Raw genomic sequence first — 9,776 nt, 5'->3', positions numbered from 1 at the left:
CCTTTAGCATTTTTAGACGCTCAGCTGCAGGGGTGACTAGTTGATGGTCACCTTTCGCTCGCTTTTACTGAACTACGATAAATTCTCCATAACAAAAGGCTACTGCTGAATCAGCAGTAGCCTTTTGACATCATCTATTATTTATTTGGTGGTGGAGGTAAAAGACCCTCTGGACCATTGTTGTTTGAATCTTTTTCATCATTTGCTACTTTTGGTTTTTTCGAAGTGTCTACATCTGTCTGTTCAATTGTTTTATCCAATTTCGCTAAGTAGTTCTTCGCGAATTCTTTTCCTCCTAAGCCGAACGCTAGGCCAAAGGCTAATGCTAATCCGCCAAGAATGAGGATAAACGCTGAATTAACGATCGTTGCTGCGACTCCTAATTGGTCAAGGGCCATAAATAATGATAGCGCAATGATCGCATACTTAGCAACAGCTGTAATGAGCTTAAAGCTTGGTCCTGTTAGAATGCTCGAAAGCACTTTCTCAACAATATTGGCGATGATTAAACCAAGTGCCAAGATGATCACTGCCGCTAAAACATTTGGCAAATATGCGGTAATAGCTGTTAGCATACCAACTAGGAAATCAAGTTTTACAAGTCTTAATGCCTCAATGGTAAGGAAAAATATGATGAGAATTTGTGCGATATAGCCGACAACTTCGGACATTAGCATTCCGCCCGCACCCGGTTTCCAATTACCCAAGGAAATATTACGAGTCATGGAATCAAATCCAACGCGTTGCAGAAATCCTGCGATCAGTTGACGTGCCCATTTTCCAAGCCAAACGCTAAGGAAAATTAACAGTACAGCAATAATTATATTCGGGATCATTGTCATGATGTCGTTCAACATACTGACTGCTGGATCCGTAATAGCACGGATTTGAAGTTGATCTATAGCTGAAATGACAATCGGGATCATGATTAATACGAAAACAATCGTACCGATAATCGATGATAAAGTGGAATCTCCAAGCATCTTTTGTAATCCAAGACGTTGCGCGAATTTTTCTATTCCAACTGTTTTTAATAACCCAGTCACAAGATCACGAATAATTTTCGCTACGAACCAGCCAACAAATAGAATAAGGGCTGCAGCTAGTAGTTTCGGAATAAATGCAAGTACGTTATCTAGCATATTGCCGAATGGTCCAGCAACACCGTTAATACTAAGTGCGCTTAACACGCCAGGGATGAAGAGAAGCATCACAAGGTAAAAGACAATATTACCTGCGGTTTGAAGGAATTTCTCCCCTTCTGCTCCTGAATCTGCCACTTTCATTTTTTCCAAATACGTTTGGAAGTGAGCCTTTTTTCCACCTTTGATAATTAGCATTTTTAGTAAGCTAGCAATTGCATAGGCAAGAAGAAGGATCAATCCTGCTTTTAATACTGCTGGTATAAACCCAAGTAATGTTCCAAACATACCTAAGAATGGTGAAGCGATAGCGCCTAAATTGATTAATTGGAAAAATAATATGAATACAAAAACTAGTAGGATATAGTAGATGATCTTTCCAATTAATTCATTCGTGTCTAAAGACTTCCCTTTTGGTGACGCTCCATCTTTAGCTTGGGCATTTGTGGAATGATGACGACCGCCAAATAACTTTTCATCCCATTTTGTTTTTCTTAATAACTTTTCAACAGCTTTGCCGACTGCTTTAGCAATAATCCAGCCGATCACTAAAACAATCAGGGCCCATAATAAACTAGGTAATTTCGATATGTACATTGAAGCCCAACCAAAATCTGAAAATGGCATATGTATGATTCCTCCTATAAATGATTTCTTCTCTTCCCTATACCTGTTCCCCCCTCCTATTAAACCTATAAAAAAACAAAAACAGACGATTTCTGCATCTAGCAGAAATCGTCTGTTTCAAAAGCTATTAAAGTTTGCTTGCCGCCGCTTCGTCGATGATAATTGTTACGTTCGCATGATTTTGGAGAACAGATGCCGGGCATCCTTCATTGACAGGGCCATTCACCATTTGTTTCACAGCTTCCGCTTTTGCTTCACCGAAGGCAAGTAATACAATTTCTTTTGCTTCCATAATCGAAGCAATTCCCATTGAAATGGCATGTGTTGGTACATCTTCTACTTTTTCAAAATGAACCTTGTTTGACTCAATCGTGGACTCTGTTAATTCCACAACATGTGTTTTAGTGTCAAAAGATGTTCCTGGTTCATTGAATCCGATATGCGCATTCGTTCCAATGCCAAGTACTTGTAGATCTACAGGATTTTCAGACAAGACGGCTTCATATCTTTCGCATTCTTCTTGTAAGTTTTCTGCAACTCCATTAGGCAGATGAGTTTCCTTAAACTTCACATGATCAAAAAGCTCTGTTTTCATATAATGATTATAGCTCTGTGGATCATTAGGTGCGAGGCCAACATATTCATCCAAATTTACTGTTGCCACATCCGAACAATCTAAATTTGCTCCACGCATTTTTTCATAAAGCTTTAGTGGTGTACTACCTGTTGCTAGTCCAAGCGTTTTGATACTCCCTTTTTCCAAACCTGCTTTCACAAGTTCAAGTGCTTTTTCTGCTGCTTCTTCTTGATTTTTCACAACAACAATATTCATTTATTTTCCCTCCAAAATATTACCTTTTCCAAGTCGATAAGTCTTTTCTACTTCATACTGCTTATTTAAGATTACTAAATCTGCATCCTTTCCAGGAGCAAGTATACCCTTTTGGTCCAAACCAAATTCACGCGCTTGGTTCCCAGATGTCATTTGCACTGCCTCACCGACAGAACAACCTGTGTAAGTGATGATATTTCGGAATGCTTCATCCATTTTCAGCACACTTCCTGCAAGCGTGTCATCCTCCAGACGAGCTTGACCATCTTTTACCCACACTTTCTGACCACCAAGCTCATACTCCCCTTCTACCATACCTTTCGCTCTCATTGCATCCGAAATCAAAGTAATCCCTTCTGCCCCTTTTAAACGATAAGCTAGGTTAATCATATCAGGTGTAATATGAATACCATCTGCAATTACTTCCACTTGCAAGCCATCTGTTAGCAGTGCGTGACCAGCAACACCTGCTTCGCGATGATGAAGTCCGCGCATCCCATTATATAGATGTGTTGCATGGGAGGCTTTACTATCTAATAGCTCCGCCCTAACTGCATCTGAATGACCAACTGAAGGAACAATTCCGCGTTCGAGCATTACTTTTTCAAATTCCGCGCCACCTGGTCTTTCCGGTGCATATGTAACTAACTTGATCAAATCCCCAGATGCCTCATACCATTGTAAAAACTGCTCAATATTCGGGTCCGTGATAAATTCATATGGTTGTGCTCCAGCACGTTTTTCAGAAATATAAGGACCTTCAAGGTGAACACCTTCAATGGAAGCACCTTTATCTTTCGCCACTTTTACCGCTTTCAGAGCTGCCTCAATATCATTTGGATCTTGGGTAATAGTCGTTGCAAAATAAGATGTCACACCCTCTTCCAACAACTTCTCACTTAAATACAGCAGTTTATCTGGATTAGCGTCCATGACATCTAGACCATGTCCCCCATGAATATGAACATCGATCATTCCGGGGATCACAATTCGCCCCGTCCCATCAATTACTTCCTCATCTTGTTCTTCTTTGTAAAATTTCATTTCGCCTACTTCGGCTATTTTCTCAGAAAAACGAATAAAACCGTCTTTGATTGGTTCTTCTGATTCTCCCGTATAAATAGTAGCGTGGATTAGCACTTTTCGCTTCAAAACCATTCACCTCTCCCGACAATATTGGCCTTTTCTCTACATACTCTTCTCTTTCATTATAAATGTCCTGTTTGAACAAGACAAATATAGAATGAAACATCTTTTAAAATCTTACAGATAAATAAATATTTTTTTTCAATAAGTGGGAATTAATTAAGTAGACACTTCTCGTCGAAACCATTCTCCTATTCCAAAAGTCTCCATTTTCTAACAAAGTCACTATATTTTCTTAAGAATCTTCATGAATATGGTAATAAAAGGAATTAATATTAAAGTATTGTTACATTTTGCCTATTTTGGCATGTTATGCAGCATTATTATGTTACTATCAGTAGTATGATAGGGAATTGGGGTAACAATTTTATGCGTAAAAAGTTCGTTGGAGCAGCTACAGCTGTAATTATCGCTTCATCTTTTGCTGGGGTAGCGTCTGCTTCTACACATGAGGTTAAAAGTGGAGATTCATTATGGAAGATTGCTTCCAAATATAATACAAGCGTTTCACAAGTGAAAGCATTAAATAATCTTTCAAGTGATTTAATCTATCCAAAACAGGTTCTATTTGTAACTACGCCCACTACTCAAAAGCCCTCGGATAATAAACAAGAAACGCCACCGGTCCAAAACACAAAACCGGCTACCGCAAATACATATACGGTTGTCTCCGGGGATAGCTTAAGCAAAATTGCTGCTAGACACAATATTTCTCTAGCTAATTTAAGAAAGTGGAATAATCTTTCTTCTGACTTGATCTATCCAGGACAAGTATTCAAAGTATCTGCAACGGCAAGTGGCAGCACATCAGCTCCAACACAGCCATCGACACCTAATAGTAATCAAACGAGCAGTCCGCAAACAAATGCAGACACATACAAAATCGTTTCAGGAGATACGTTAGGTAAAATTGCAAGACAATATGGAACAACGGTTGCAAACATTAAAAAGTGGAATAATCTTTCCTCTGACTTGATCTTTGTTGGACAAACTTTAAACTTGAAGGCAGGAGCATCCACTCCACCTGCGTCAACTACAAAGCCTAACAATACAAATACGTCCAATAATACTTCAAATAACGTTAGCGGAACTTCAAGTGTTGTGGAAATAGCTAAAAGTGCTGTTGGGACGAAATATGTTTGGGGTGGCTCAACACTTTCAGGCTTTGATTGCAGCGGATTTATTTACTATGCCTTTAATCAAAGTGGCAAGAAAATGAATAGATTAAGTGCAGAAGGTTATTTTAATCGCTCTTATTACGTGAACAAACCAGAAGTTGGAGATCTTGTATTCTTTGAAAATACTTATAAAAAAGGGATCTCACATCTAGGTATTTATGTTGGGAACAATCAATTTATCCATGCAGGCTCTAATGGAGTAGAGATTAGTAGTTTAAGTAACTCTTATTGGAAGAGTAAATTCGATAGCTACAAAAGATTTTACTAAGTTTAGCTATTTTAATAGAGACATATTATAACGTATTCGATGCGTTGTAATATGTCTCTTTTTGTTATGTTATCTGCTCCACTCCCTCCAATTTATTTGATTTGTTCCTGATAGTGCATTCCGTACTATTTAGCGGTATAATAATGTTTTGGAGGTTTTTAAATATGTATAATAGACAATTGTTAGACCATATAAAATTATATAGCGAAGAACTCCAGAGCACCCTTGACCCGCGCACAGATACCCATCAAAAGCTTGTGCAAAAAGGGATGATTCTATTTCGTCAACAGCTCGTGTACGGTGTGAAATTTTCCAATGGCAAAGTGGAAGCAAAAGTGAGAGACGTTACACCAGTATCGGTTGAACTTGTTTTTGAAAATTTGGCTGATAGTAATTGTTCTTGTCCTATACCGGGAATATGCCGCCATCAACTCGCTTTGTTTTTCAATGTACTTAGCCGGACGCAAAGCATTTTCTTATGGATGCAAGAATGGAAAGATCACTGGAAAATGAATGATATATTATCCACATTACAACGTGGCTCAGATTTGCTGGATAAGGAAGAATTAAATGAAGAAACTGGACCAGAGCAATGGATAAAACGGATCCGTGATGCTTATCATCATGTTTCAGCAAATAATTTTTATCAGCTAGAAGACTGGGCACGTGTTTGTTATAGACGCTTACTCGGTTTCGCTCCTGTTGAGCGCGAATGGAAGCCGCTTTTTCAGTTATTTGCTGCGTTTGAATCATTAAAAGTGATCAATGCGCTTGGTAATGAGTCTGGAAAGCACAAATATGTTGGGGCCTTTGTTCAACAAATGCTGGAAGAAGCGGAAGAAGCACTGAATAAATTGGCAACCACCGCCTCCCCCTTTGCGTTTGATGAGTATTTCCATTACTTACGTGAAGAGAGTGCAACATTATTAGAAGAAAAAACGGAATTCCCAACTGAATGTACAGATATGTATATGAAGCTGTGGACACTTTTGTTTAAAAATAAAAAGGATCGCCTTACTGAATGGGAACGACTACAAGTACTACCTTCGGAGAATAATGAATGGCGAGGGGAAATTGCGACGATCCACCTTGCCATTTTACTCGAGAATGATCAATGGGCTTTAGATAAAATTAAACAATTAGGTGCTGATATTGCCCCATTCGCATTGCGTTGGTTAAAATTACTACAGACCGAACGTACAAAAAAAAGACTTACCAATTACTTACCTGCATTTATTTCGCAAATCATCGCCTACATTTCAACATTATCGCGAAATTATGAGCAGGCTCACTTTACTCGAGCTTTATTTCAGGTATTAGATAGTGATACAGCTATGAAGTTAGACCCTACCTTACTCGAAAAAATTTATATTCAGCTGCTGCCACATAGTCGCTTTCAATATATTACCTATTTACTCGACAAACGAGATTATAGAAAATGGGCAGAGTTACAAGTATATACTGATAATAATTTAGAATATATTGATCGGCATACGGTGGATCTCATCGCAAAACATGATCCAGGTGCCTTACGACCACTATATCATGAGACGATTGCAGGTCTTCTTAAACACCGCAGCCGTGATTCATATAAAAAAGCTGTCCGCTATTTAAAACGTCTGCAAAAGTTGTATAAAAAAGAGAAAAAACTTACGCAATGGGAACTGTATTTCACTGAGCTTCAGCGAAGAACGAGACGACTCCGTGCATTTCAAGAAGAATGCAGGAAAGGAAAGTTAATTCATGATGAATCTTGAAATATTTAATCTTCATATTATTCCTGCCTATCCAGGTCATTTTTTCATCTATGTACTTGATAGCAATGGTGAATCGGTTCATCCACAATACTGGAAGACACAGTTATTTTTATGGCATGAAGAAAGTTTTCATGGTGCTTTTATTGAAGAGACGGAAATGAAAGCAAAAGAACTTATTGGGATTCAAGTCGATAGCTATACATTGCTTACACTCTTAGGGCATGAGCAATTCAGTTCTCTTATTGAATGGAATTGGTGTGAACCAGGAGATGCACTAGTTGCAGTAGCTCCCCCCATGCTAGAGGCTATACATGAAGGTAAGTGGCTGCCGACTTTTACGGATGATACAGAGGAATCTTTTCTTTGGAAAGTTCCCGAATTAGTTTGGGATGAGTTTGCGCCCACTTTTTGGTCTCAACCTTTTCATGGGGAAACAATGCAAGAATTTGTATCCACTTTTTATCATCAAGCACTAACCTCCCATTTACAACAAGGAATGGAGGGGGAGACGCTTGCAGAAAAGTTAAAGCAATTAAAAGAAAGTCCACTCACTGCTGCTGAGTTAGAAAGTTATTTTGACGAAACACGTTGGAGCGAATGGACAGAGATGTCAGATAACATACTGCCATTTTCCATAGGGCTTCGATTAACGGAACCAGATGAAGACGATGAACCTTGGATATTGGAAACCGTATTACGCGACGTGAAAAAGCCAGAAAAAGTATATTCCTTAAGCAAATTACCAAAACGCTGGGCTGACTATTTGCCAATGATTGAATTAGAGCAAGAACGCTGGCAAAAATTATTCCCATGGCTTAAAACAGAACGTGGATTAACGAAGGAATTAGATGAGGCCTCTGCTTGGGACTTTCTCACAGATGCAAGCGGGAAATTGATCGCATTAGGAATTGAAATATTACTGCCATCATGGTGGGAAGCAATGCGTGAAGCGAATTTAGCAGTGAAAGCAAAAGTAAAACAATCGGGTACAAATTATCGTCCTTCATTCGTAGGACTGGATGCCATGCTCGACTTTGATTGGCGGCTTTCCATGAATGGAACAGATTTTTCTGAGGATGAATTTCAAACGCTTGTTAACGATCAACGAAGACTTATTAAAATTCGCGGTCGTTGGGTAAAGCTTGATCCTAAAATGATCGCTCATATTCAAGCATTAATGAAACAAGCAAAACAAGAAGGCTTACGTGTCCAAGATATTTTTTCACTTAGTCAAGAAGAGGATGAACAACCTACAGAAGACGATTTCTTTGATCCACGAGCCTTTGCTCAAATAAAAATTGAGCTAAATCAATCTTTGAAGAAAATGCTTCGTCAGTTAAATGGGGTATCAGAAATCCCTGAAACATCCGTTCCTAAAAAATTACAAGGGGAACTGCGTCCATATCAGCAGCTCGGATTGAACTGGCTTACCTTTTTACGGCAATTTGGTTTCGGTGCCTGCCTCGCGGATGATATGGGACTGGGAAAAACGATTCAACTCATTGCCTATTTATTACATGTGAAAAAGACGGATAAGAAAAAAGCCCCTGCGCTAATTATTTGCCCCACTTCCGTACTTGGGAATTGGCAACGCGAGCTAGAGCGTTTCGCACCTGACTTAAAGGTTACTTTACATTATGGTGGATCACGACCAAAAGGGGCAGATTTCACGGAAGAAGTTCAAGAAGCTGATGTTATATTAACAAGTTATGGACTTACACATCTTGACTTTGATGAGTTTTCTTCTATTGAATGGAGTACCATTGCTCTCGATGAAGCACAAAATATTAAAAATGCTGAAACAAAACAATCACGTGCTATTCGTAAATTACAAGGTCGTCACCATATCGCATTGACTGGTACACCAATGGAAAATCGACTTTCTGAATTATGGTCCCTTTTTGATTTTATTAATCATGGGTATTTAGGTACCTTCGGGCAATTTCAAAAAAAATATATCGTACCAATTGAAAAAGATAATGATGAAGGTAAGATTCGTGAATTACAACAATTGATTAAGCCCTTTTTATTAAGAAGAACGAAGAAGGATCCAGAAGTGGAATTAAACTTACCTGATAAGCTTGAGCAGAAAGAGTATTGTGCTTTAACTCCAGAGCAAGCTGCATTGTATGAAGACCTTGTCCAAGATACTTTTAGCAAGATAGAAGCTCTCTCTTCATTTGAAAGAAAGGGATTAATATTACAAATGTTGAATAAGTTAAAACAACTATGTAACCATCCTGCCCTATATTTAAAAGAAGAATTGCCTAGTAATGTAGCTACTCGCTCTAATAAAATGGGTACATTATTGGAACTTGCGGATGCGATCATGGAAACTGGAGAAGGTTGTATCATCTTTACGCAATATCTTGGGATGGGAGAAATGATTCGTTCTGTCTTACAAGAGCGCTTTGGTATTCAGGTACCTTTTCTCAATGGCAGCATGCCCAAAGCTCAGCGTGATGATTACGTTGCTCGCTTTCAAAATGGAGAATTCCCTTTCTTCTTACTTTCACTTAAAGCAGGCGGAACAGGTCTTAATTTAACAGCAGCGAACCATGTTATTCATTATGACCGTTGGTGGAATCCCGCAGTTGAAAATCAAGCGACAGACCGCGCATATAGAATCGGCCAAAACCGTTTTGTACATGTCCATAAATTTATTACGACAGGAACATTAGAAGAAAAAATTGATTTAATGCTAGAGAAAAAGCAGGCTTTAAATGAAGAAATTATTAGAAGCGATCAATGGGTGACTGAGTTATCAAACGATGATTTACACAATTTATTAGCACTTGCTTAAATCAGATCATTTCCCCATGCTGG

At 38.7% G+C, this 9,776-nt stretch carries 6 protein-coding genes; 3 read left to right on the top strand and 3 right to left on the bottom strand.

Features of this window, described 5'->3' with window-relative positions; genetic code table 11:
- Positions 1-137 precede the first annotated feature (137 nt).
- From BLE01S_RS15170 to nagA, 3 genes are all read right to left on the bottom strand, one after another.
- A complete protein-coding gene (locus BLE01S_RS15170; protein ID WP_066144095.1) occupies positions 138-1,769 on the bottom strand; it encodes a mechanosensitive ion channel in 1,632 nt (543 codons plus the stop codon).
- A gap of 127 nt (positions 1,770-1,896) precedes the next feature.
- On the bottom strand, positions 1,897-2,601 hold the full coding sequence (gene nagB / locus BLE01S_RS15165; RefSeq protein ID WP_066144092.1) for a glucosamine-6-phosphate deaminase: 705 nt from the start codon (positions 2,599-2,601) through the stop codon (positions 1,897-1,899).
- Positions 2,602-3,759, bottom strand: coding sequence for an N-acetylglucosamine-6-phosphate deacetylase (gene nagA / locus BLE01S_RS15160; RefSeq protein WP_066144089.1), 1,158 nt, complete (start codon positions 3,757-3,759; stop codon positions 2,602-2,604). It lies immediately after the preceding gene.
- 357 nt (positions 3,760-4,116) lie between these two features.
- Between nagA and BLE01S_RS15155 the strand changes: the two genes are divergently transcribed.
- The 3 genes from BLE01S_RS15155 (at position 4,117) to BLE01S_RS15145 (ending at position 9,753) form a co-directional block, all read left to right on the top strand.
- Positions 4,117-5,193, top strand: a complete 1,077-nt coding sequence (locus BLE01S_RS15155) for a C40 family peptidase (RefSeq protein WP_066144085.1) — start codon at positions 4,117-4,119, stop codon at positions 5,191-5,193.
- A gap of 164 nt (positions 5,194-5,357) precedes the next feature.
- Positions 5,358-6,950 carry a hypothetical protein gene (locus tag BLE01S_RS15150; RefSeq protein WP_066144083.1) on the top strand — a complete coding sequence of 531 codons (1,593 nt, stop codon included), beginning with the start codon at positions 5,358-5,360 and terminating at the stop codon, positions 6,948-6,950.
- On the top strand, positions 6,940-9,753 hold the full coding sequence (locus BLE01S_RS15145; protein ID WP_111703696.1) for a DEAD/DEAH box helicase: 2,814 nt from the start codon (positions 6,940-6,942) through the stop codon (positions 9,751-9,753). Before BLE01S_RS15150 ends, BLE01S_RS15145 begins: the two co-directional genes overlap by 11 nt.
- Positions 9,754-9,776 lie beyond the last annotated feature (23 nt).

It is taken from the genome of Lederbergia lenta NBRC 16444 (assembly GCF_001591545.1).
GTDB classification, from domain to species: Bacteria; Bacillota; Bacilli; order Bacillales; family Bacillaceae_C; genus Lederbergia; species Lederbergia lenta.
This window is presented reverse-complemented; position numbering and strand designations above follow the sequence as displayed.